Origin of the sequence: Acinetobacter haemolyticus (assembly GCF_003323815.1) — a bacterium.
GTDB classification, from domain to species: Bacteria; Pseudomonadota; Gammaproteobacteria; order Pseudomonadales; family Moraxellaceae; genus Acinetobacter; species Acinetobacter haemolyticus.
This window is the reverse complement of record NZ_CP030880.1, coordinates 1243727-1266710: the sequence shown is the minus strand read 5'-3', so window position 1 is coordinate 1266710 and position 22984 is coordinate 1243727. Positions and strand designations below refer to the sequence as shown.

Annotated in this window: 19 protein-coding genes and 1 pseudogene; 9 read left to right on the top strand and 11 right to left on the bottom strand. The window is 39.6% G+C overall.

Annotation, left to right across the window (positions count from 1 at the left end):
• Nucleotide 1 precedes the first annotated feature (1 nt).
• Together DS737_RS05680 and DS737_RS05675 are read right to left on the bottom strand one after the other, a co-directional pair.
• On the bottom strand, nucleotides 2-445 hold the full coding sequence (locus tag DS737_RS05680; RefSeq protein ID WP_004639905.1) for a tripartite tricarboxylate transporter TctB family protein: 444 nt from the start codon (nucleotides 443-445) through the stop codon (nucleotides 2-4).
• A 58-nt stretch (nucleotides 446-503) separates the two neighbouring features.
• Complete coding sequence (locus DS737_RS05675) at nucleotides 504-1547, bottom strand: tripartite tricarboxylate transporter substrate binding protein (protein WP_113997005.1); 1044 nt, start codon at nucleotides 1545-1547, stop codon at nucleotides 504-506.
• A 680-nt stretch (nucleotides 1548-2227) separates the two neighbouring features.
• On the opposite strand from DS737_RS05675, the gene DS737_RS05670 reads away from it, so the two are divergent.
• Both DS737_RS05670 and DS737_RS05665 read left to right on the top strand, forming a co-directional pair.
• Nucleotides 2228-3157, top strand: coding sequence for a LysR family transcriptional regulator (locus DS737_RS05670; RefSeq protein WP_113997004.1), 930 nt, complete (start codon nucleotides 2228-2230; stop codon nucleotides 3155-3157).
• Between the two features lie 449 nt (nucleotides 3158-3606).
• Nucleotides 3607-4398: a substrate-binding domain-containing protein gene (locus DS737_RS05665; protein WP_213068181.1), complete on the top strand. Its 792-nt coding sequence runs from the start codon at nucleotides 3607-3609 to the stop codon at nucleotides 4396-4398.
• A gap of 132 nt (nucleotides 4399-4530) precedes the next feature.
• On the opposite strand, the gene DS737_RS05660 is transcribed toward DS737_RS05665, so the two are convergent.
• Nucleotides 4531-4749, bottom strand: a complete 219-nt coding sequence (locus DS737_RS05660) for a hypothetical protein (RefSeq protein ID WP_004639915.1) — start codon at nucleotides 4747-4749, stop codon at nucleotides 4531-4533.
• Nucleotides 4750-5691: 942 nt separating this feature from the next.
• Here DS737_RS05660 and DS737_RS05655 point away from each other — a divergent pair.
• Nucleotides 5692-6957, top strand: a complete 1266-nt coding sequence (locus tag DS737_RS05655) for a tyrosine-type recombinase/integrase (RefSeq protein ID WP_113997003.1) — start codon at nucleotides 5692-5694, stop codon at nucleotides 6955-6957.
• Nucleotides 6958-7049: 92 nt separating this feature from the next.
• Here DS737_RS05655 and DS737_RS05650 read toward each other — a convergent pair whose 3' ends face one another.
• The 5 genes from DS737_RS05650 to DS737_RS05630 all read right to left on the bottom strand — a co-directional run bounded on the left by DS737_RS05650 (nucleotide 7050) and on the right by DS737_RS05630 (nucleotide 13605).
• The gene (locus DS737_RS05650; RefSeq protein WP_228206848.1) at nucleotides 7050-7811 is read right to left on the bottom strand and encodes an energy transducer TonB; all 762 of its coding nucleotides are present in this window, start codon (nucleotides 7809-7811) and stop codon (nucleotides 7050-7052) included.
• A complete protein-coding gene (gene tolR / locus DS737_RS05645) occupies nucleotides 7808-8254 on the bottom strand; it encodes a protein TolR (protein ID WP_086208627.1) in 447 nt (148 codons plus the stop codon). The genes DS737_RS05650 and tolR overlap by 4 nt, the downstream gene beginning before the upstream one ends.
• 12 nt (nucleotides 8255-8266) lie before the next feature.
• A complete protein-coding gene (gene tolQ, locus DS737_RS05640; protein ID WP_113997002.1) occupies nucleotides 8267-8965 on the bottom strand; it encodes a protein TolQ in 699 nt (232 codons plus the stop codon).
• A gap of 94 nt (nucleotides 8966-9059) precedes the next feature.
• Nucleotides 9060-11039 carry a phytase gene (locus tag DS737_RS05635; RefSeq protein WP_113997001.1) on the bottom strand — a complete coding sequence of 660 codons (1980 nt, stop codon included), beginning with the start codon at nucleotides 11037-11039 and terminating at the stop codon, nucleotides 9060-9062.
• 76 nt (nucleotides 11040-11115) lie between these two features.
• On the bottom strand, nucleotides 11116-13605 hold the full coding sequence (locus tag DS737_RS05630) for a TonB-dependent receptor (RefSeq protein WP_113997000.1): 2490 nt from the start codon (nucleotides 13603-13605) through the stop codon (nucleotides 11116-11118).
• A 324-nt stretch (nucleotides 13606-13929) separates the two neighbouring features.
• On the opposite strand from DS737_RS05630, the gene DS737_RS05625 reads away from it, so the two are divergent.
• Together DS737_RS05625 and DS737_RS05620 are read left to right on the top strand one after the other, a co-directional pair.
• Nucleotides 13930-14856 carry a diguanylate cyclase domain-containing protein gene (locus DS737_RS05625; RefSeq protein WP_113996999.1) on the top strand — a complete coding sequence of 309 codons (927 nt, stop codon included), beginning with the start codon at nucleotides 13930-13932 and terminating at the stop codon, nucleotides 14854-14856.
• Nucleotides 14853-15854, top strand: a complete 1002-nt coding sequence (locus DS737_RS05620) for a helix-turn-helix transcriptional regulator (RefSeq protein WP_113996998.1) — start codon at nucleotides 14853-14855, stop codon at nucleotides 15852-15854. Before DS737_RS05625 ends, DS737_RS05620 begins: the two co-directional genes overlap by 4 nt.
• Before the next feature lie 73 nt (nucleotides 15855-15927).
• On the opposite strand, the gene DS737_RS05615 is transcribed toward DS737_RS05620, so the two are convergent.
• From DS737_RS05615 to DS737_RS05605, 3 genes are read right to left on the bottom strand one after another with little or no spacing between them, the layout of a single operon-like run.
• Nucleotides 15928-16617: a hypothetical protein gene (locus tag DS737_RS05615; RefSeq protein ID WP_228206847.1), complete on the bottom strand. Its 690-nt coding sequence runs from the start codon at nucleotides 16615-16617 to the stop codon at nucleotides 15928-15930.
• Nucleotides 16618-16652: 35 nt separating this feature from the next.
• Entirely contained in the window at nucleotides 16653-18164 is a 1512-nt protein-coding gene (locus tag DS737_RS05610; protein WP_010326316.1) for an alkaline phosphatase, read from the bottom strand.
• Nucleotides 18165-18178: 14 nt separating this feature from the next.
• Nucleotides 18179-19795, bottom strand: a complete 1617-nt coding sequence (locus DS737_RS05605) for an alkaline phosphatase (RefSeq protein WP_113996996.1) — start codon at nucleotides 19793-19795, stop codon at nucleotides 18179-18181.
• Nucleotides 19796-20351: 556 nt separating this feature from the next.
• Here DS737_RS05605 and DS737_RS15985 point away from each other — a divergent pair.
• The 4 genes and pseudogenes from DS737_RS15985 (at nucleotide 20352) to DS737_RS05595 (ending at nucleotide 22969) form a co-directional block, all read left to right on the top strand.
• Entirely contained in the window at nucleotides 20352-20507 is a 156-nt protein-coding gene (locus DS737_RS15985; protein WP_162784522.1) for a hypothetical protein, read from the top strand.
• 110 nt (nucleotides 20508-20617) lie between these two features.
• Nucleotides 20618-20958 (top strand): annotated as a pseudogene (locus DS737_RS16370) (type I restriction-modification system subunit M N-terminal domain-containing protein); the annotation flags it as partial.
• Nucleotides 20959-21043: 85 nt separating this feature from the next.
• Nucleotides 21044-22153: a hypothetical protein gene (locus tag DS737_RS05600; RefSeq protein WP_113996995.1), complete on the top strand. Its 1110-nt coding sequence runs from the start codon at nucleotides 21044-21046 to the stop codon at nucleotides 22151-22153.
• Between the two features lie 9 nt (nucleotides 22154-22162).
• Entirely contained in the window at nucleotides 22163-22969 is an 807-nt protein-coding gene (locus DS737_RS05595) for a hypothetical protein (protein WP_113996994.1), read from the top strand.
• Nucleotides 22970-22984: the final 15 nt, after the last annotated feature.

The following is a 22984-nucleotide window of genomic DNA, read 5'->3' as shown; positions in this document are numbered from 1 at the left end:
CTTAACCCAGCAATCCCATTGGTAATGGCACATCTAAAACACGATCAAATAAGTAGTAGGTTGTTACACCCAAAATACAGGCGGTGATAATGGTTGGTCTTGTTTTTCCTTTGAATAATTTGCCTATAGCTATTGCCATCAATGTTGTTGCAATAATGACCCCTAGTAACTCAAATAAAGCTGCATATAAAGTCAACGCAAATACACATAATGTAATTCTAAAAAGCAAATGCTTAGTCCAGCCTAACTCAACAGGTTCAAACATGATCGTGGGTCTAACAGTCAAATAGACAGCACTCACCGTGATCAGTCCCATAATCAAAAGAGGAAAGGCTTTTGGTCCCACAGAGTCATAGGAGATTGGCGCATCAAAGTTACTTGCATAAATCACCAAACCCAAACCACAAAGGGCAATAATCCCCGTTAGGATACGTTCTGATTTCATTGTTATTCCTTAACACGACGAAAAGTGCCAAATCATCGATTTGGCACTCATTCATTGATTATTTAGATAATTTATATTCAGCAGATAATTGACGCATTTGATCAGTTTGCTTATAGACATAAGCTGTGATCTGATCGCCAGTCAGTGCAAATGGCAACAAATCCTGATTATTACGAACGGTTTCAAATTTTTTGTTTTCCATCATTTTATCGAATGATTTTTTCCACCATTGATAAGCATCATCACTGACTTTAGGTCCCATGTAAAAGCCACGAATCACAGGCCATTCAATATCATAACCCTGCTCTTTCGCAGTTGGTAAGTTTGAAAATTTGCCTTGTAAACGCTCATTTGCAAATACAGCAAGTACTCGTATTCTGCCAGCTTCTAAATTTGAACTGACTTCACTAATATTTCCAACTGCCACTTTGACATGCTGACCTAAAAGTGCAGTTAAAACTTCGCCCCCTCCCTCTAAAGCAACAAAACTCATTGTCGAAGGATTTATTCCTGCTTTTTTTGCAAGCATTGCTGATTGCATCCAATCCTGACCACCAACACTACCAGCTCCACCAAAACTGATTCCCTTAGGGTCTTTTTGTAGATCTTTTATCAGATCACCCAAGGTTTGATAAGGCGAATCTTTATGTACGGCAACTAAACCATAATCAACCGCAACACCTGAAAGCCATCTCACATCTTTTTCTGTGAAATTTCCAAATTTACCTTGGGCTAGATTGAGTAATGATCCAGTGGAAAATGCAACTACAGCTTCATTATTTGAAGAATCATTGCTCACAATTTTATTGTAGGCAACTGCACCTACTCCACCTGGCATATACGTTACGCGGATTGGATCATTTAAAACCTCTGTTTCTTTCAAACCTGCTTGGATTAATTTACAAGTCATATCCAGACCACCACCAGGCTTTGCTGGGGCAATGCATTCAGGACGTTTAGGTTGCCCTACCTCTTTTGCACCACTAGTATTACATCCAGTGAAAATCAGACTCGAACATGTAACTAGAGCAAATGAAAGTTTTTTCATTACAAAAATATCCTTATTGTTTAAGTGATCCATTAAAGTTTTCCCTACTACCATTGCAGAACCTCCTTGGTCGTTGTTTAGCCTTGGTGATTTGAAAAATTTTTATAAACAGCGAGTTTCAATGTAAGTGTTGTGAGATAGAGCCTCACCCCAAGAAAAACCTACGTTATTACATAACTTTAGACACAATCTAAGACAGCAAACACGATAAAATTCGTATGCATTTCAAAACTAACTTGTTGTTATTTTTAGATGAGAATTCAAACCCAATTCATGTGATGATGAATATTCAAAAACAAGCAAACATTTCTGATACAACGCGGCATTCCTGTTGCCAACAATGAGAACATCGTCCATCGATCTCACTCCTCTCAAATTTTCCTTACTTTAATTTGAAACAGCGAGCTGCTGTGATAGCGAAGAATTAAAGGGGTATTTAATTATTTTAAATAGTATTGAATTTCAGAGTGTTTTAGCTCCAAATTGCATATACGTAAAAAACAATTTAAACCATTGTTTTGATTGAAATAAGATTAAAAACACTTGCTAAGGTATTTAAAAAAAATATAGGCTAAATCTTTAAAACTCAGAATTACGTTCTCTCTCCACCCAAGATCAATATATTTTTTGCTTGAATAAGCATTAATTTTGTAGACACTATTAAAATAATATTACTTGATATGTTTAGTAATATTTTTAGAAATATTCAACATGGATGCTTAGAGAACTTTTTCATGGAAATTAAACAAATAAAATACTTTTTAACGGTAGTTGAAGCAGGAAGTATTGGAAAAGCAGCCCAGAAACTTGATATTGGTGCTTCGGCGATTAGTCAGCAAATTAGTAAGCTTGAGCAAGAATTAAGTATACGTTTATTACAGCGAAATGCTTTTGGAGTATCGCCAACACCAGCAGGACTCGCATTTTTAAAACATTCACAATTAATTCTAAGACAGATCAACTTTGCAATTGATGCAGCACACTCAGCAAGGCTCTCAGGTCATGTCAGTATTGGTTTACCCCCCACAATTACAGCATTATTGGGCATACCATTAATGAAATTGATGTCAGAACGCTATCCTGACATTCGTCTTGAAATGATAGAAACCCTATCTGGCAATCTGATACAAGCAATTAACTCACGTCAACTTGATCTCGCTATTATTTTTACCAATGAAGTAGACAGGCAATGGTCTATACAACCGTTAGTTCGAGAGCAAATGTATTTAATGGGACGTAGAGAAATCTTAGAAAAACATCATCTTCATGACTGCCTCAAGAGCGGTGTGATTCAGTCTCAATACATTGGTGATATTCCCTTAGTTCTACCTCGCCAAAGACATAGTTTGAGAAAATTCTTAGAACATAAGATTGGTGTAGTAAAGGTTGCTTATGAGATTGATGGGTTACATTTACTCATGGATAGTCTGATTCACCTAGATCTTGTAAGTATTCGTCCTGGGAGTGCTTGTCTACAAGAATATAAACATAAATTACAGCTACTTAAAATCGTAGATCCAGAAATTGAACGTATCAATTATTTAGTGAGCATCGCCGAAGAACAATTATCACCTGCTGCGTTAGCCGCTAAATCAGCAATCAAAGCCTGTGTTAAAGCGCTTGTACAGAACAAAAGCTGGCCATGTTCTGAATTAATTTTCTAGAACGCCATTAGTTTTTTTAAATACCTCATTAGATTTGACCTATCACTCCTTACTTTTATTTGGGTTTACATTCTTTATTGAGTCAAAGAGCTATTTCTAATTATTGAAATATTGATGGCATGTTCATCCTAAGCATAAAACATCTCTCTTCTACTCAAAAGATTATCTTTGATCTCAGCTAAGTTGAAACTAATTAACTAAGAACCAGATCAGGTAAAACATAACAATATAGAACAAGGAGGTTTCTAAATGCCAATATATAAGAACTCAAGCTAATTTCCAGTCTGTGTCAGATCTCACACCTATTTTTCTTGTGCTATTCCATAACAACAGCGCTATGTCATAACATCGCCCAGAAAATAGCATCTGAAACAAGAAATTCTTTATTCATCAACAATATGGTGCTCTGTAGTCATTTTCCATACTGTACTCAATTTAAGCGATCTAACATGAAAAAATCTCCATTCTTAACAATTGTTTGCTTAGTAAGTTTTAGCTTCAGTCCGATTAAAGTTTATGCAGATACACTCAAAGTAATTAGTTCTGGTGGGTTTTATTCTTCTATGGAAAAACTCATCCCTCTTTTTGAGGAAAAAACAGGTCATAACATTGAGCTATCCTCAGGTTCATCTATGGGAGCCTCAAGTACATCTATCCCAAATCGGCTGGAGCGTGGCGAACAATTCGATGTCGTCATTCTAGCCTCACCTGAACTCAACAAACTAATAGACAAAGGTTATCTCAACTCAAATACGCATGTAGATTTAGTCAACTCTAGCATTGGCATGGCGATACCTAAAGGTGCCAAAAAACCAGATATCAGTTCTGCTGAAAATTTTAAAAAAGCATTATTAGATGCACGACAAATTGGATATTCTGCAAGTGCGAGTGGTACACACCTTGAAAAGGATGTTTTCCCAAGTTTTCAGCCCGTGGAATATAAAGTAATTCGTGCTAAAGCCGAAAAGGTTGTCGGTGATCGAGTTGCTAAACGTGTTGCGGAAGGACAATTTGACATTGGTTTCCAACAAATCAGTGAAATCAAACCATTTACAGGTAAATATGGACAGGTTGAATTAGTAGGACCTATTCCAGCCCCCTATCAAAAAGTGACTATATTTTCTGCAGGTATCGGGAAAAACTCTAAAAATGAAGTATTGGCTAAGGAGTTAATTCAATTTGTGAAATCACCACAAGCGAAACATATTATCGATGATCAAGGTTTAGAGCAGATCAAATAAAATTTTATGATCTTGGACAAAATCAAGGTTAAATTAAAAGGACTGAGCCCTGTAGAGTACAGAGCTCAGTCCTCAGAATAACCATCCAGCTTATTAGGCTAAGTCCAGATCGGGTTTTATAGCTGATAGAATTTAATTTATATCTACAATATCAACAAATTGGTAAATACGTCCATCTTTAGGGTTTTCGAAAAGTAATTCCATATTCGGTCTTAAGATTTCCCCTTCAATTTCAATATGCTCTATGCGCTTGAATAAAGGAATGTCTTGTTCATTCACTTTTTTAATAAACGCAACTGCAATATTTTCGGTTTCAAATTGGTCCTTCACTTTAATTTGTATATTATTCATTGAAACACTTCCTTTTTTAAATTAGAAAAACATAACTGCACTGAGTCTAAATGGTGTAATTGCCACAAAATGTATCGCAAAGTAAGAGAGTTACCGTAAAAGCAGTTATGCGTTATAAAAGTACACCGCTAACAACAAAAATAAGATGTACTAAGTTTTTGCTAGCAAAATATGACAAATATACAATAAGTTTGTCGACAAAAGCCTTGTAACCAAAAATGTAAAAAACAATTAAAATATTATAAATCAAATCTTTATAATAAAAACTATAGCGTACACTTTATGAAGAATTTGCTTAAAGTTAAATTTAGATGAGTAAATAACACGCATATTGTCAAACCCATTTTTACCTTATCTCTCTTTTTGTTGTTTATTTCTTCAGCTGAACAAGGAATCTTTTTTTGTGAATCCAATCCGATTTGCTAAGATGTCAAACATGAGAAAATCACCTCATTTCTCATACTCGGTTGAAGAGTTTTTTGACATAAAAGAGGTACACTAAAACGTAAACTTTTTTGTTTTTGTTTATTCATATGTACATCAAAGTTATTCACGTTTATTAGAAACCAAAATCTCATACTCTCATATTGACGCTTTATTTTTAAGGATTTAATACGCATGAATAGTGACACAGTTATGGCTGATCTTTCATCCCACACGCCGATGATGCAGCAGTATCTTACATTTGATATTAAACAACTTTTCCACAAAACATATAAAAAGGTATACAAAAAGGTACACTAAATTAAAATTTATAATTTACGTATTTAATTTTTCAGTTCGACAGAAGCGGTGTCCGTCTAACAATAATCCTAAGCAATCCAAATAAATATTATAAACAGATATATTTCAATGTTTTAACATTTTAATCATCCTAACACATCTTGTCTCATTCTACCAGTTCCAGTATTTTATGAGGGGTAGGTTGTGGGGTAAAAAAACATGCCAAAGAAATCTAAAGAGCTATCTGCTCTAAGTGTAGCAAAAATTAAGGCGACTGGACGACATTCTGTTGGCGGTGTTGATGGCCTCTGCCTGAACGTCGAAGGTAATTCTCGTGTTTGGATTTTGCGTGCTGTTGTTGGCAAACGGTTAGATAAAGAAGGAAAACTAAAACCTCATCGACGTGATATTGGCATTGGTCCCTACCCTGAAGTTTCTTTAGCCGAAGCCCGTGCCAAAGCAACCGAATTGAGATTACAAATACGAAGTGGCATTGATCCTATTGCACACAAACAAGAACAGCTTGAAAAGCTTCTTGTTCAGCAACTACGGAACAAAACATTCATGGAATGTGCGAAAGTTGTTATTGCCAATAAAACCCGTGAACTCAAAAATGAAAAGCATATTGGGCAATGGTCATCAACACTGGAAACCTATATCTATCCAACGCTGGGTGATCTCACTATTGGCACCATTACCAAAGTAGCTATTGCTGAAGCTCTCAAACCGATCTGGATTGAGAAGAATGAAACAGCCAGACGTATTCGTGGTCGTATAGAAACCATCTTCGATTATGCTAAAGCGATGGGATATTTTGTGGGTGATAACCCAGCCGCTTGGAAAGGTAATCTTGAGCCTATCTTAGGTAACTTAAAGCAAGAATCCCGCCCACACCCATCCCTACCTTATGAACAGGTTGCTGAGTTTATCCAGCATCTGAGACAGAAAAAAGGAATTTCACCAAAGGCACTAGAATTTACAATTTTAACTGCATGTCGTTCTGGGGAAGTTTTTGGGGCCAAATGGCAGGAAATTGATTTTAAGAATAAAGTTTGGATCATTCCTAAAGAGCGTATGAAAGCAGACAAAGAACACCGTGTGCCCCTATCTCAAGAAGCGATTAACTTACTTGAATCCATCCAAGAATATACTCAGCCGCAAGATTTTATTTTTCCAGCACCACGCAATGGCAGAATGCTATCTGACATGTCATTGACTACTCTGATCAAGCGTATGCATGAACAAAAGCTTAAAGAAAATGGCTTAGGCTATATTGATCCTAAGCAGAATCGTGTGATTACTACACATGGTTTTAGATCAACCTTCCGAGATTGGTCAGCAGACAAAACCGATTACCCTCGTGAAGTTTGTGAACATGTACTTGCACATAAATTGCCAGATGAAGTTGAAGCTGCTTATTTACGCGGAGCTTATCTTGAAAAACGTAAGAGTTTGATGGCAGATTGGGCTAATTTTTGCACTTAAACCAACTTAATGTATTTAAAGCATTAAAATTAAAGCAAGTCAGGCACTCTAATCAAACTAAATCGAGTGATTTCCTCAATTGATCAATACAATTAACTTTCAATACGATATTGGAAAGTATTTTTAACATTCAACACGCTAGTCGGTTTGCCATCGACGAGACGAGGCTGATATTTAAAAGTGAGAGCAGCCTGAATCGAAGGTCGTACAAACATCGGATGGCAGTCGCCTTGTGCCTTTGGATTTTCTACCCGTCCTTTTTCGTTCACGCTATACACCACCGTACAATCCCCCTCCAGCTTACGATCCAAAGCTTGTTCAGGATAAGCTGGTGCTATTTTTGTAACAGGTTGATAATTTTTAACATCAAATGATTCAGGATGAGTTTGTGCTTTAGGTTCTACTGATTTCTGGGTCTTGGTCTGAGTTGGTATATCCGCTTGAGACTGCGTATCTACTGTTTTCTGAGATTCCGCTACTGCCGTTTGCTTTTCCGTCACGACTTGCTGTGTCGGTTTAGACGCTGTAGGTACAATTTTGTTGCTCTGTGACTCTACAAACTTCTTGGTGGTTTTCGGTTGGACTTCAGTAGGTTTCTCAACCTGTTTCTTGACAGGCTCATGTAAGGGTTTTTCTTCGACTATCGGCTCAGGCTTTTTAGGTTCAGGTTGTTGTTTGGCTGGAGGGGGTATTTGCACAAATTGTAATTGAATGGTTTTCGGCTTGGGTTCCGCCAATGTTTCATGCATCTCAACCGTACATAACCATGCAATTAGCGCAATATGCAATCCAGCCGTGACCGAAAGTGCTAGGCCTTGATCACGAAACCTAATTTTGGAAACGGTTGTCATCATGATTGTGGTTCCTCTGTCACTAGCCCCAAGTTCGTTACCCCACTTTTTTGCAAGGATGCTATGGCCTGTGCAACCAGTTGATAATCAGCATCCTGATCGGCACGTACATAAAACTGTAAGCTTTTATCTTTTTGAATAATCGGAACGAGCTTTTGTTGCATAGTGGCTAAATCAATGGCCTGATCCGTAACTTTCTCGGTATTCACTTCTGATCCAATATTCCAGTAATACTGGCCATTGGCTTGAATAGATAAGGTTACAATACGCTGCTGTTGTGACGCGGGCATGACATTGGCATCCACTTTAGGCAAATCAATTTGAATGCCTTGCGTCAACATTGGTGCAGTCACCATAAAAATTACCAACAACACCAACATGACATCAATATAAGGAACCACATTCATTTCAGCATTGGGTTTTAATTTTTGAGGACGCTTAATCATGGTTCTTGCTCCTTAACGCGAAGTGCGCTCAGTGTGCCCCAACAAACGATAAATACGCGTTTGCAACTCATTGGCAAAACCGTAATAACGACTGGAAAGCTTGTCAGCACGTGCCGAAAAGCGGTTATACGCCACGACCGCAGGAATAGCGGCAAATAAACCAATAGCTGTCGCAATCAGCGCTTCTGCAATCCCTGGTGCAACTGTATTGAGGGTTGCCTGTTCAACGGCAGACAGTCCAATAAACGCATTCATAATGCCCCAGACCGTTCCAAATAAGCCTATATACGGGCTGACTGAACCGACTGTTGCAAGAAAGGTCAGATTTTGCTGAAGCTTTTCTTCTTCTTCACTGATGCTGCTGAGCAAACGACGTTCTACCCCATCAATCACATCACTTGTAGTGAGTTGGTCATCTTTGATCAATTGATGGTATTCATCCACCCCATGTTGAAAAATGCTGACTACGCCTTTCTGTTGTTCAGGCTGTTGGTAATCTTGCTGTAAAAGATTGAGATCTTTTTGCTGTCTAAAATTCTTTAAAAAGCGGTTCCAAAGCTGCTCTTGTCCACGAAGTAACATACCGTGACGCACGATTAAATACCAACTTACGACTGAGGATAAAACCAAAATCAACATCACTACTTTCACCAACACACTGGCATGGCTAATCAACATCCAAACCGACATTTGATCCATTGTTGCTTGCATAACGCACTCCAATTTTTTACTGCATGGTGCAGTACATGTATATTTTTAAAATGGGCTGTGACTCTTTGCCCCAGCCTATGTACTAAAGCGCTATTTAGTCCAAATGCAGGGCTTGAGCGATTTTTTCCCACGGCACATATTTAAAGTTCTGATTGGTTTCAGGCATCCGTTTACGTCCATCTTGCACCACCAACATGCCTTGCTTCCATTTGCCACCAAAATTTAGGGAACTCACATCTAGTCCATCTGTTTCAGACACAGCGTCAATGCCTTTGTCGATATTGATGCCTACACGAAATGCGCCACGAACCGTATAAGGTGCTGCGGCATCAAGCACCACAAAGCTGTCATTGCCTTGGCTTGAAACTACCAAATAACTTTGCTTTTTACCGTGATAAAGTCCCATTCCCTCAATGTCATCATGCATCACCTCTCCTACACCTATCACCTGCTGCATAGGGAGCTGAGTTTTTGGATTGAGATCTTTTACCCACACCGCGACATCTTCTTCACCCAAGAAAATACGTCCTGTGGCATCGTCTACGACACAGCCTTCAGGTTGGGTTTGAACTGAAAAACGTTGTACTTCTTCAGCCCGTAATTTTTGCTGTGCAGCCGTGATGTGGTATTGAACAAAAGTCCCGTTTTTATCGTTGGGAATGGCATAGATTTCCCCTTGAGCATCGCGGTACATACAAATGCCATAAATATCATCCAATGTAGTTGCTAGCTCGCCGAGCACAGAAACCTTGCCCGTTTTGGGTTGAATCGCAAAGAGATGCAGACTGTTATGATCTCGGTTCGATGCCACAGCCAAATCGACCGTTTGATTGCCCCATTTAAAACCGTAGCGTACATCAACATTATTCAATCGCCCTACTGGCAAATACTGCACGGTTTTGCCCTGTAAATCGTTAACCTGTAAACCACCTTGTTTATCTGTCGCTAAAATGCGGGATTGACTCGGTTGTGTAGCGTTATGCCAAATCGCAGGATCATCAGCCGCGTCACCTGTACTTGGCACACCCTCCGTCTGCACTTCTGCTGGAATGGTGATGATATTCTGAGCTTTGGTCTGGGTCTGAGTTTCCCATTCCGCATCCGCCACTTTTACGGTTTTATCATCTAAAATCAGCAAGGATTTGTCGGTTAAATTACCTTGAACACTCAAAGTCTCTGCTTCTTTCACCGTGTCTAATTGTAAAGGTGGCTGTGCTTTCCATTGCTTATCTTGCTTTTGATAACGATAAAGCAAAGGTTTTTCTGCATCGAGTACAGCGATATGATCATCTACAATCGCAATTGCAGAGGGTGAACCTTGCATCGAACCAAAGGGTTGCACGAGATCTACCGCTTGACGCACCATGTCAGCTTCAGAATGTGCTGGATATGCCCAAACCCCAACATTCTCTTCATTAATGAACAGCTCTGCGGTGCTATCATTCACTTTGCATACACTGCTGGCAGGTGGAAAACTAAGACGACGTACCAACTGTGGTTGAACCAAAGCCTTTTCATGCTGAGCCACCAACCATTGCTCACCAAGCCCCTCTTCACCCACTAAAAAAGCAAAACTCAGCCCTTGAGCATCGGTATATAGGCAAACATCTTCAGACTTAAATGAACGCTTTGGAATGAAGCTAGGTTTGTCCCATGCTTTATTTTTTAAGTTCATGCTCATCAGTTGAATTTGCTGTTGTTGCACATTTGACGCAGCAATCAATAATCGCTCCGAACCAATCCGATAATCAAAACGCCCAAACTGACCTTGAATTTGATGTAGTACATTTTGTTGATCATCTAAAATTTGTAGCCCTTTATTTTTACTGCTCAACAGTGCGGCAACTTCAGGCCATGCACTCAAGGTTAACCATTGCACATCCTCAGTTTTCGCCCCATTCATGTCGACTTCACGTAATTGCAACTTCGCTGCCATGGGCTGATCTATTGGTATTTCAACTGGGCTTAACAACTGGCTACTCTGCGTAGGCTGAGGCATACTGTGTTGACTACATGCTGCTAGTAACAGTAAGCAACTGCTTAAAGCAGACAATTTAAAAGATGAAAATTTCATAGAGACACTCAAAATTGGGCAAGGAAACTCAGGTCTGCTTCTGCTGAGCAAACCTGAGAACTAAATTTAATTCGACTTAAAAGTGGGTGTAGGTCAGTGCAAGTTTGTATGCTGGGCCATATTCTTCATATTGAGCGTTATAAGCCTTAGAGCCTGCATAGTTGTAATAAGTTTCATCGGTGATGTTTTGCACATCAAACTTCAATTGTAAGTTTTTAGATAAATTCACATGACTACTGAAATCAAGGAAGATTTGATCATCGGTATAAATGTCTTTTTCTGGCGTGTCGATATCACCTAATGCATACAAATAGTTCGATTTATAATTTGCTGAAAGTCGTACACCAAAGCGCTCATTTTCCCAACCAATCATGGCATTACCGACCACATCCGACTGGTTTGGTAAATGAATACGACGGCTCAGAAGTTCGCCATCTTTCATCGAATCAATATCTGCTTCTGACTTACTAAAGGTCGTATTAAAGCCCAGCAAGAAACCATTCCAAGGCGCTCCTAGATGGTCAAACTTTTGTGAGTAGGCAAACTCCATCCCGTACAGTTTTGCTTCATTACCATTTTTATAGGTAATAGCTTCATCAAAGTCAGCCCATTGCCCTGTTCCTGCAATATTGGTGTTATAAATAAAGTTATCGATATCTTTATAAAATGCGTAGAAACCCACCATACTGGCTTTGCCAAAATACTTTTCTACACCCAGATCAAAGTTAGAAGACTCTAAAGGCTTTAACATTGGGTTACCAAACTCAGCTTCATCACCATCGATATAGACACCTGGTGCACTTTGCGCAAAGCTTGGACGGACCACACTATTGGTCCAAGCGGCACGGAGGTATGCGTTATCGGCCAATTGATAACGCAAATGTAAACTCGGCAACCAATGATCATAGTCATTTTCATATTTAGTCGCAGTAATCACATCATCATTGAACTCAAAACCACGTGCTTCAAAGTTGGTATTTTCATAACGTAAGCCTGCAATCACACGCAGTTGATCCAAATCAACGGTATTCATGACATAAGCCGCTTGTATGTCTTCATTCGACTTAAAGTCATTAATGATTGAACCGTCAGCAACCACATAATCATTTGGATTTAATCCACTGATTTTATCTTTAATAGCGTTTTTATTAATGGTTGGACCAAACTGACCCAGTTCATAATGGCTGTTTGAATTGAAATCTGAACTTGACGTACTGAGATCTTCATATTTCCATTCATCGGTATTGTTGGTTTTTTCACGTTGACTGATTTTTCCGCCGAACTTCAATGCAGCAGCATAATTCCCCAGCATATAGTCTTTCAAAAAGTCTAATTTACCGTTGTATTCTTTATCGGTGGTTTTAGATTTTTCCCACGACACCGAATCTAACTCATAGTTGGCCGCATCATAAAAATCTTGGTCTGCCGTAATTACAGGTTTTTGCGTATTATTAAATCCAACATTACTAAAATCACCTTGGTATTTTGCCCCCGAAATTCCCCCTGGATTTTCCTCCGATGCTTCGCTATAACCGAGCTGACCTTCCACCGTCCACGTGCCAAAACCTTGCTTACCTCCGAGGACAAAAGACTGTATTTCTTGTGTTTCTTCACGGCTCTTCAGTGAACGAGTCACTTCTGCATCACCACGCTGGCCTGCAAGTTGTGGATCAGAAAATTCAGCCGCCACTTCCTGACGTGATTCAGTGTCTTTAAAGCGACTATATAAAGTTCTTAAATAGTATTCGCCTGTGTCATTCGGACGGTAATCAAAGTTTAAACCCGCACCAATGCGCTCACGTTCGATGTCATATTGACGCATTGCGGTTTCTTCAAGTGCGTCACCATCCCAAGCCCCACCCGTTTCAACATTGTCCGAGCCAAATTTTCGGTTTTGATAACTCAGTGCCAGTGCCACCCCAAGGTTGTCTTGCCCCTCACCAACACTGAAACGATTACTGATAGCACCAGATGCTTTAGGGCTATATTTTTCCCGTTTTTCATCATAACCACCTTCAATCGTTCCCGTATAAAACAAACCGTCATGGTCAAAAGCCGATAAACTTTCAACCTGCACCGTACCACCTAATGAGTTGGCATCCATGTCTGGTGTCAGCGTTTTCACCACAGCCAATGACTGTACTAGGTCTGAAGGTAAGACATCCAATGCTACGCCACGGCGATCGCTTTCAGGCGCGGGAACCAAAGTACCATTGATGGTTACTGCATTTAAGTCAGCGCCTAAACCACGAACGGAAACAAAACGTCCTTCGCCTTGGTCACGCTCTGTAGATACACCTGGTATCCGTTGCAACGCTTCTGCGGCATTGTCATCGGGTAATTGTCCAATGCCATCGGCATGTACCACACTGCTGATTTGGTCGGCACGTTTTTGTTCTTTGAGTGCTTTATCCATACTTGCGGCTTGTCCAATGACCTGCACGTATTCAACATTATTTTCTTCCTGCGCATAAACATGTGTCAGGCTTAACATTGACAAGACCAGTGTGCTGAGCTGAAAGCCCGCACGTTTATTTCTGCCTAAACGGCTATTCAGATTGCTCATTGTATTCTTCCCCTCAGGCCAAAGTGGCATGGTTTGAGCGCACAATAAAAAGTGAATATGAACATGATGTGACAGTGCCTTTTACGATCTGCCCTTTTTATTTGTTTTTGGCCATTTTCAGCAAAAAGTGAGCTAATTTGATCTGTATAGAGAAAATACTGAGCATACAGAATGATGCATATTCACCTCAAAGATAGGGTTTTTCAGCATTTTTATTCTTAAAAATCAAAAATACACTGATCTATTTTGACCCTAGCCATTGCCATCAAACTGTCATCTAAATCTGTTTAGCTTGGGCGAAAATAAATCATTTCAAAAAATGCTATGCCTAAATACTTTGCTTACTACCGCTGGCCTTTATTATGTGTAGCGACTGCCTGCAGCTTATCCCTTTGGTTGTTTATCTTACTTGGGCAGAGCAAGTCATTTGCTGAATGGAACTGGGTCGATATTTTAGGTGAAGGGGGAGCAACTGTTTTTATTGGTATTTGGATTTTCTTTATTATTAAAAGCCGTCCTTTGGGTCGTGTAACCAACTATATCTTTTATGGACTGTGTTTTATTTTTTTCCACATGTGGATGGACAGCTTAGATGAGTTTATTCGCCTGCCTAAAGAAATCATGTGGGATGCATGGCTTGAGTCCATTCCTTTTCCAATTGGACTGTATCTATTTACCATCGGGATTTATTTTTGGCATCAAGAAGAACAGGCAATTTCTAAACACATGCAAAAACGAGAACGTATTTATCGGGATCATCGCTTATTCGATGCACTCACCCCTTTGGCCGATGCTCATTATTTTAAAACACAGCTCAAAGCCGCAATCGAGCAAAACTCGCATGAACCCAGCGACATGTCCGTCATACTGCTAGATATGCATAATTTTAATCAGATTAATCAAGCACATGGCTTTGATGAAGGCACATCTATTTTACAACATGTTTCACAATTGATTAGCTTAAACTTACGACCACAAGACCTGCTCTGCCGCTTCGCAGGAGATCGTTTTATTATGCTGTTACCAGAGACGAAGCTACAACAGGCTGAAAAAATGGCTGCTCAACTTGAACGCATGCTTATGGTCAGTGCTTATTATCAACGTGATTTGTCCGTGCACATTCCTCTAAAAGCACTCACGACCTGCTGCGCTGTCGGACAATACCAAACTGCCCAACAACTCTTGAGTGCCTTAAATCAGCAATTGCTCCAAGTGAAGCAGTACTACTCACCGAAGCGAGTCATGGTATGAGCTTTGAATGCGACTACAGCTACATTCCTGCGCATCATCAATTGTCTATTTTAATTGATTTGGCAGCGAGTCATGAAGTCGAACATCACGTCCTGCTCAGTGGCAGCAGTATTTTCTTAGAAGATATCTTTTCGGGGCAAAAACTAATTAGTCAACAACAGTTACAACAGGTTTTAAAAAATGCTGAACAGTGTTTTCGCAATCAGGACATCAGTTTTTTATTTGGTCAACGCAGCCTAACCACCCCCTTTAATGACGCCATTAAATCCATGCTTTATGCATCGACCTTCGATGAGGCACTTAGCCGTTATTTAACATTTTCCGCGTCCGTTTCACCTTGGTTATGCCCTCGACTCATGTACAGTCAAAGCCATATTCATATTTATTGGTTAGATGAAAACAAGCTTGAAAATCGCTTTTTAATCGAAAGCGCAATGAGTGCAGTACAAGCGTTTAGCCGTCAACTGTACCAAGCCAAATTAGCGTGGAAATTCGAGTTTAATTTTTCTGAACCGGATTATATTGAACAATATTGGACACATTTAGGCAGTGCTTTAGAGTTTAATCGCCCGATCAACATGATGAGCCTACCTCGCGATTTGATTTATGAAAAACTTCCCAATGCCTCTTCGATCTTAGCTTCAATCAGTTATCAATATGCGCTGAAAGAAATGACAGCTCAAAATATTCAACAGAGTTTTTTGCTCAGTTTGCACCAATATTTAATGCAGAATATTCAAAATAATATTCAACTTGAACAAACCGCTGACTATTTTCAAATGAGTTCTGCCACCTTAAAACGTAAACTGAAAAAGCATCAGACCCATTTTCAGGCACAACTCGATCAAAGTCGTTTGCATACTGCCATCATTTTATATCGTGTACATGGTTTTAAAACTGAACAGATTTCTCAGTATTTACAAATTAACGATGCCACTAATTTTCGACGTGCGTTTAAGCGGTGGAGTGGTTTAACCGTACAAGCGGCACAGTCCTAAGCGCTTATTTTTCCCAAAAAAATCACGGGTATTTCTATTGTAACGTCGAAATTAAAAGTCAAAAACTCATCGGCTAATCACTAAAGTCTGCATAGTCACGTTCGCTGTATTTTTCTGTTTGTGTCCAAGGTGTAGCAACATGTTGGCCAATTTTGCGCACGGTAAAGGTTTTGGCATAGCCTGAGGTCGGTTTGAGCAATTCATATTTTTGAACCAGTTGATCCTGTTCACTCCATATAATATTCAACGTTTGCCCAGCACTGCGTATTTGATAATGCACTAACTTCGGATCACGTTGAATCAATTGTGCTCGCTTTAAAATGTCAGGATGAATCAAACTATATTCACAGCGCCAACAGTTTTTCATCCCTAGCATTTCTTGATCGACATCCTGCAATTGCACCCGCATTTTTTCATCTGGCAAAATATAAAAACGCTGAAACGGACTTTCTACGTTTGCTTGCCCGACTACATCTTTGCGCTGCATCCACTGAATTGCACTGTCAAAACTCACATGCTCATGGGTGTCTGTTTTGGCAGACACATGAGCGTTGCTATGTGTCTGGGCTTCGTCAGCATGCGTTTGTGTGTTTAAACGTTCAATCCAAATATTTTGCTCATCTCGAATTATTTTCTCACTGTATTTTTGAATTGTCGTGACCCCATTGGCATCCAACCGTTCAATCTGATAATCAATACGATATTCATCGGCCGACCATACCCATGGACTGAGCAAACTGAAAGACAATGCTAAGAATTTCATTTTGAATTTGAACGGCCGTATAAATATTGTATCCATTAGAATCCAAACGCCTTTTTCAATTGCTCAAATACCCATGTATTTTCTTGTGTGCCTTTGAATAGATTTGAATTCTTTCCTTCAGCAAACAGCATCACATCTCCGCCGCCATGTGTTTCGCTTTTCGTCAGTTGTACCCCGACTTCTTGTTTATAGTCGTCAGCAAAGGCTTGCTCGTTGCTAATACTGTCACGAATATCTAAACGTTTACCCGTACCATTTCCAAAAACAAGCGTCGTTCCTGTTGCCCCATTTACATCGCGGTATGGATTATGTACTTGGCCATCAGCCAGCACTTTGCTGTAAGCATTTTGCTCTTTTGCAATATTATAGTCATAGCTCAGCCCCAAAATACCTGGATTAGTTTCCGTCGTTTGACCCGTTCGTGCGGCATAACCATTAAAGGTCATCACATGGTCATGGTCTGCCGTCACTACAATCAAGGTATTGCTCAAATCCACTTTATCCAGTGCAGTTTGAATTGCATCATTAAATGCCTTGGTTTCCTGCAATGCCCGTTTGGCATTATTGGCATGTAGCGCATGGTCAATACGCCCACCCTCAACCATCAAGAAATAGCCTTGTCCATGACTCTGTGCTTGCAGTGCATCAATCGCTTTACTGGTCATCGCCGCCAGACTCGGTTCAGTCTCTATATTCTTCTTGAGTCGATCCAAATCAAAATTTAAATGCGACTGTGTGGAGAATACGCCGAAAATTTTCTGAGTATTGACCGTCTGTGCCAAATCACTTTGGCTTAAAACGGTTTGATAACCCTGCTGTTTAAACTCTGCCAATAAATCACGACCATCCAAGCGCCCTTTGGGGTTAGAGACTGCATCATAAGGCGTCCAATGATTTAAGCCGCCTCCCATAAGGACATTAATGCCATCCAATAAGTTTGGATTATAAGCTTTACCTTTTGGAACAGCTTGAAGCGCGATATCGTATTGCGCATCACGGTGACAGATATGTGCATAGGTTGCCGCAGGTGTGGCATGGGTGAGTTCGGTCGTCGTCACTACGCCAACCGCTTTACCCTGCTTTTTTGCCAGTTCTAAAATACTTAAGGCAGGCATCCCTGCGACCATACTACTGCCCTGTTCTGGACAACGGTTGATGGCTTTCGCTAAGCTTTTGCCATTCGGCAATTTTCCTTCTTCAGGTTCGACCGCAACCGTTCCTGTTGTCATGGCAATCACTTCATTTTTATTTTTCTGCCCAGTCATATAGGCGCCCATAGAGGGAGCGCTATCTGTGGTTTGACCATCCTCAGAATAGGTTTTAATCCTTGCTGCGTGCTTCATGCTGTCCATGGCCAGTTTGCCATTTTCCCCCACAGCATAAATACGACTTGCCGTCACTGTGGTTGGTCCCATGCCATCGCCTAAAAAGAATATAACGCTTTTCGTCGGTGTAACTGTGGTGTCCGCAGCATACAAAGCACTTGAAGAAATCGACGCTGTAAGCAGAAGCATCATGTATGGGATGGTTTTTAAAGTATGTTTCATGTGATATCCCTCTGCTATAAGCCTGTGATCTTACGAATGAGGTGATTGACCTCAATATTTTCAAGGCTACCTGAGAACTGATCGGCTCCCTGACCAATCGCACCTAAAAACACATCTGCACCGCCATGCGTTTCTTTATCTTTATAGCCCGTTTGAATCACAGCTTCTTGTTGGAAATCATCCGCAGCAGTGCCCGTACACCAACCCGTTTCAGCCAAAGGATAAGTGAAACTATATTTTTCACCTTGTGGTGCCCTTGGCCCTTGTACAGGATGACAGACATCAGTGTCTTTTAAGTTCAGTACCAAGTCATCCATACGGTTTTGAGTGGGGCGTTTTTTGCCCGTACCAAAACCGATAATCGGATAAGGTTGACCATGAATATCTTGAGCAAAGCCCGCTTGATCATAGTTTTTTACCAATCCAAGCACACTGGTTTCCTTACCTTCGACGTATTTTCCTGTACGCTTGGCATAACCATTTAAAACCAAGGTGTGATCATGGTCGGCTGTGATTACAATCAGTGTATTTTTAAGTTCAGGATCACTTTGTTTAAGCTTTTGAATGGATGCTTCTAAAGCATCATTTAAGGCAATCGTGTCTTGTAAAGCACGTTTGGCATTGGTGTCATGCAGCGCATGATCTATACGCCCTCCCTCCACCATCAGGAAAAAACCTTTTTTATTTTGCGTCAGGATGTCTAAAGCGGACAGCGTCATTTGCTTAAGACTCGGCTCTACCAAGTTTTTCTTGGTGCGATCCAAGTCGTAATTTAAATGGCTGTTATTAAATAAACCCAATAATTTTTCATTTTTCGCCAGTTGCACTTGGGACAGTTGGTTTTCATCAAAAACCACGCGGTAGCCTGCCTTTTGCATCTCGGTAATTAGATTGCGCCCATCAGTACGTTCTCCACCTGCATCTTTAGGCAAAAATTGACGCTTACCTCCACCTAAAACCACATCGACTCCATCTTTGAGTTTGAGGTTATAGCGTTGATAATCATCGCCTTTTGAACTCGGGACCAACTGTGATGCAATGTCATTTTCAGCATCACGGTGGCATATATGCGCATAAGTCGATGCTGGTGTGGCATGCGTGATCCGCGTTGTGGTCACAACCCCTGTCCCCCAGCCCTTTGCTTTGGCTAATTCAAGTAAAGTCTGTGTGTTTTGCTTATTTTTGTTTTGTGGGTTACTAGCGCACTGGTTATTCCCTACTGAGTCAGGTTCAACCGCAATTGTCCCTGTCTGCATCGAGATCACCTCGTTTTTCATCTTCACACCGGTCATGTACGCGCCCATCGAAGGTGCGCTGTCCGTGACTTGCGCATCTTCAGAAAAGGTACGAACAAAAGCAGACTCAGGCAGCCGATCAATCGCCAACTGACCATCTTCACCAACAGCATAAATACGTGAAGCGGTAAGCGTGGTGATGCCCATACCATCACCCAAAAAAAAGACCACACGTTTCGGTTGTTGGACTTTTTCTTGTTGGAGCTGTTGCTCTGTATTGGCTTGTTGATTTCGCGTTATCGTAGTAGTTTGACAAGCGGTAAGCAATAAAGCGCTGAAACTTATACATACCACGCTGATTGTTTTTAATTGGAATTTTTCAAGAGAACCGAGCATGGCATCAACCCATCTAAAGATGGCTGAACCATACGCCGCAGATATTTAAATAAGATGACATTTAACTACTTTTTCATTTACTTGCTAAAATAGTTCAATCAGCTTCCATATACTTTCTATATTTGACTGAAAATACTGTCTGAAACATATTTAATAAAATTGATCAAACCAATGCATAAATTAAAAATCAAAGAAAATAGCTTAGGCGGTACTATCCCCAATGACATTCGTTTGCATGGTTCGAACAAATGAGATTTTATTGGTAAAACGAAGATTGCGATCTAAGATTTGGAAATCTACAGGTTTTACTTCAGTACGTTGTTGTGTCAGTAATGATCTAAACTCTAAAACAGGTACACAAACTTCCTGTAATGATGCACCACAATGAACAAATTTCTCACCACCGACAAAATGGAAACGCTGAGTCCTGTTTGGCGCATATTACACGCAGATTTTTGTGATCACAGATCGGAATTTAATTTTTACTAAAAACTCAATATTATTAGATCCAAATCAGAGTGCAGGGTTTAGTTAAGCAATAGAACACTCTACGTATATGTTTAAGGTGAACACAGATCCACTTGATATACATGGTTTAGATGGTTTTGATCAAGAATTTGTCAAGCAGTCATTTCAACAGTTCTTATCGAGTTATCTATATCTCTACTATCACTCGAAAGAAATTTCACCAGACATCATCATCGTGAAGTGACTATAAGAAGGAGGCGAAAGACTCCTTTTTCATGTTTTACTCTTTATATCGCATTTGGCTTGTGGCAAAGTAACCGCATTCTAAAACAATGATTTTGATTGATTTTTAACATGACCCAAGTACAGCTTCAAGAATTGCAAAAACGATTATGGAACATCGCAAATGACCTTCGAGGGAAAATGGGGGGCAGATGAATTCCGTGACTATATTTTAGGATTAATAGACCTCTTGCGAAAGTATAGTTTTATCTAATTTTTGAATTGGCTAAAACCTTATTAAATATAGCTTTTGACTGCTTAAAATTTGACTAACGCAAGAAGTCTAATCTTCTATAATTACTTGTCTGAAAAAGTTTTAAATAGTGCAAACCATGAGCTAAAAGAAGAAGGCTTACAGTTTACTGATTTTGAATGCCGAGAACGCAGAGCATCAAGAATTCTCAGAAGCACTATTTAATTAGAAGCCAGTGTATTTACAGGTTTCTGATGACTATTTTAATTCAATGATGCAATCAATAAAAATGTTAGGTGTATATGATGTTAGATTGGCAAAAATGGAAATACGAAAATCGATACAAAATTCAGCATATCGTCGGATATGAAGAAAAATTTGTCGATGAAATTTTAAGCCAAATCCCAGAAATTACGCCCAATGATGTTGTTGCTCAATTTCCATTTAAAGACAGTAATGCAGGTAATCGCTATATCGATTTCATGATTATCAACGAAACAAAAGGTTATAAACTACCGATTGAACTAGATGGTTATGCCAAAATCAATAATAAAGGTTATGAAAAGTTTAACGATTTCCTAGAACGCCAAAATGATTTGATCCAACGGTTTGGTATTGTGTTGCGTTATACGAATAAAAAAGCATTTAACCAACAGCAACGAGTCATTTCTGAAATACGTCAAGCTTTAAAAACACAAGCAAATCGACAAATTACTGATGCTTCAAAGCAGAAGCAGATTCAAAGTCTCATTCAAGAATATGAAGCAAAAATTGCAGAATACGAAAGACTCCGAGTCAAAGACAGTCAAGATCAATCAGTTGATATAACAGGTGAGCTGGGCCAAGTCCGTAGTGGGCTTAACACCTTCAAGCAGAACCATATGAAAGAGCTCGAGAGAGTTCGGAAAGAATTAACGGATATCAAAGTTCAACAAAATGAACAATTAGGCTCAGTCAAAAAAGAAATACGTAAGTATGTTCTTATGGGTGCTGGCGTAATGGCGTCAATTGTACTCGGTGCTGTAGTCTATGTTCAGTCAAAAACAACAACTCCAAACAATGAGATTTTAGCACTTCAGTCTTCTGATGGTTTTTCAGAACAGGAAAATGACTTAAGTGCTCATCGTCCTGCTCAGAACTATATTGAAGCTTCACAAAGCTCACAATATGTCGGTGAGCATAAAGTTGTGTGTGGTCAAGTTGCACAATACAAAAAATTCTCTAAAGGGGTCTATTTGAATTTTGATCGACCTTATCCTAATCCGACCTTTACTGTTGTTATTTGGAATAATAATTCGGATGTCAGCCAACAACTTCAAAACGTAGAAAATAATACACTCTGCGTGAAAGGGATGATTGAAGAGTACAAGGGCAAACCACAGATGATTTTGAATTCTTTACAGCAGATTATGTAGAGGTATGTGATGGGTGTAATAGGTACGATAGTCGTTATCTTTGTGGTTCTCTTTCTGATATCTGTTTTTGCACAAGTTGAGCATGATAATGAGCTCGAGAACAAAAAGAAAAAGGATGATTTAGAACTGCAAAAAAAACAAAAAGAATATGAGCTAGAGCTTAAGAGAAAAGCTGGGTTAGATCCACTCTATCAAGAGCAAATGCGTAAGAATAAGCAATACAAGGCTATGATTGCTTGCCTAATTTTTTTCATCGTTTTGATAGTAGGTTACTTGATAGTTTCGAAAAGTGATTCGAGGTCTGAAGCAGATTATGGTACTTCTTCCATAGATGATGAAATTAATACTCTGTCTCAAGAAGAATCATCAATTGGTCAGGAAAATCCAAATTTATCTGAGAGATTTACTCCTATAGTAGCCAATAAACATGTAGAAAGTACACCATCTGAAATTCAACCAGTCGCTAAACCAAGAGAGATTGTTGAACCAACTGTCGCAAATTCATTTGAAGGAAATATGAACGATACAAATTTATCGTCATCCAGTCAGATTTCAATCTATGAAGCCGATGCACACATTGGGGAAAATACGACAGTCTGTGGTGAAGTCAGTCAAATTTCACAAACAGCAAAAGCAACATATATCAATTTTGGTGGACAATATCCAAAACATAAATTCAGCGCGGTGATGTGGTCAAACAACATCATGCCAGCATCAGAGGGTAGCAATATTTGTATCTCTGGCTTAATCGAAAGCTACAAAGGCATTCCTCAAATTGTTATTCGTTCTCCAGAAAATCAGGTTTCTAATCATTAAATAAGTAAGGTGTAT

Coding starts and splice junctions, on each gene's coding strand:
- DS737_RS05680 (WP_004639905.1), bottom strand. CDS start 445: ATGAAATCAGAACGTATCCTAACGGGGATTATTGCCCTTTGTGGTTTG.
- DS737_RS05675 (WP_113997005.1), bottom strand. CDS start 1,547: ATGGTAGTAGGGAAAACTTTAATGGATCACTTAAACAATAAGGATATT.
- DS737_RS05670 (WP_113997004.1), top strand. CDS start 2,228: ATGGAAATTAAACAAATAAAATACTTTTTAACGGTAGTTGAAGCAGGA.
- DS737_RS05665 (WP_213068181.1), top strand. CDS start 3,607: ATGAAAAAATCTCCATTCTTAACAATTGTTTGCTTAGTAAGTTTTAGC.
- DS737_RS05660 (WP_004639915.1), bottom strand. CDS start 4,749: ATGAATAATATACAAATTAAAGTGAAGGACCAATTTGAAACCGAAAAT.
- DS737_RS05655 (WP_113997003.1), top strand. CDS start 5,692: ATGCCAAAGAAATCTAAAGAGCTATCTGCTCTAAGTGTAGCAAAAATT.
- DS737_RS05650 (WP_228206848.1), bottom strand. CDS start 7,811: ATGATGACAACCGTTTCCAAAATTAGGTTTCGTGATCAAGGCCTAGCA.
- tolR (WP_086208627.1), bottom strand. CDS start 8,254: ATGATTAAGCGTCCTCAAAAATTAAAACCCAATGCTGAAATGAATGTG.
- tolQ (WP_113997002.1), bottom strand. CDS start 8,965: ATGCAAGCAACAATGGATCAAATGTCGGTTTGGATGTTGATTAGCCAT.
- DS737_RS05635 (WP_113997001.1), bottom strand. CDS start 11,039: ATGAAATTTTCATCTTTTAAATTGTCTGCTTTAAGCAGTTGCTTACTG.
- DS737_RS05630 (WP_113997000.1), bottom strand. CDS start 13,605: ATGAGCAATCTGAATAGCCGTTTAGGCAGAAATAAACGTGCGGGCTTT.
- DS737_RS05625 (WP_113996999.1), top strand. CDS start 13,930: ATGCCTAAATACTTTGCTTACTACCGCTGGCCTTTATTATGTGTAGCG.
- DS737_RS05620 (WP_113996998.1), top strand. CDS start 14,853: ATGAGCTTTGAATGCGACTACAGCTACATTCCTGCGCATCATCAATTG.
- DS737_RS05615 (WP_228206847.1), bottom strand. CDS start 16,617: ATGAAATTCTTAGCATTGTCTTTCAGTTTGCTCAGTCCATGGGTATGG.
- DS737_RS05610 (WP_010326316.1), bottom strand. CDS start 18,164: ATGAAACATACTTTAAAAACCATCCCATACATGATGCTTCTGCTTACA.
- DS737_RS05605 (WP_113996996.1), bottom strand. CDS start 19,795: ATGCTCGGTTCTCTTGAAAAATTCCAATTAAAAACAATCAGCGTGGTA.
- DS737_RS15985 (WP_162784522.1), top strand. CDS start 20,352: ATGTTTAAGGTGAACACAGATCCACTTGATATACATGGTTTAGATGGT.
- DS737_RS05600 (WP_113996995.1), top strand. CDS start 21,044: ATGTTAGATTGGCAAAAATGGAAATACGAAAATCGATACAAAATTCAG.
- DS737_RS05595 (WP_113996994.1), top strand. CDS start 22,163: ATGGGTGTAATAGGTACGATAGTCGTTATCTTTGTGGTTCTCTTTCTG.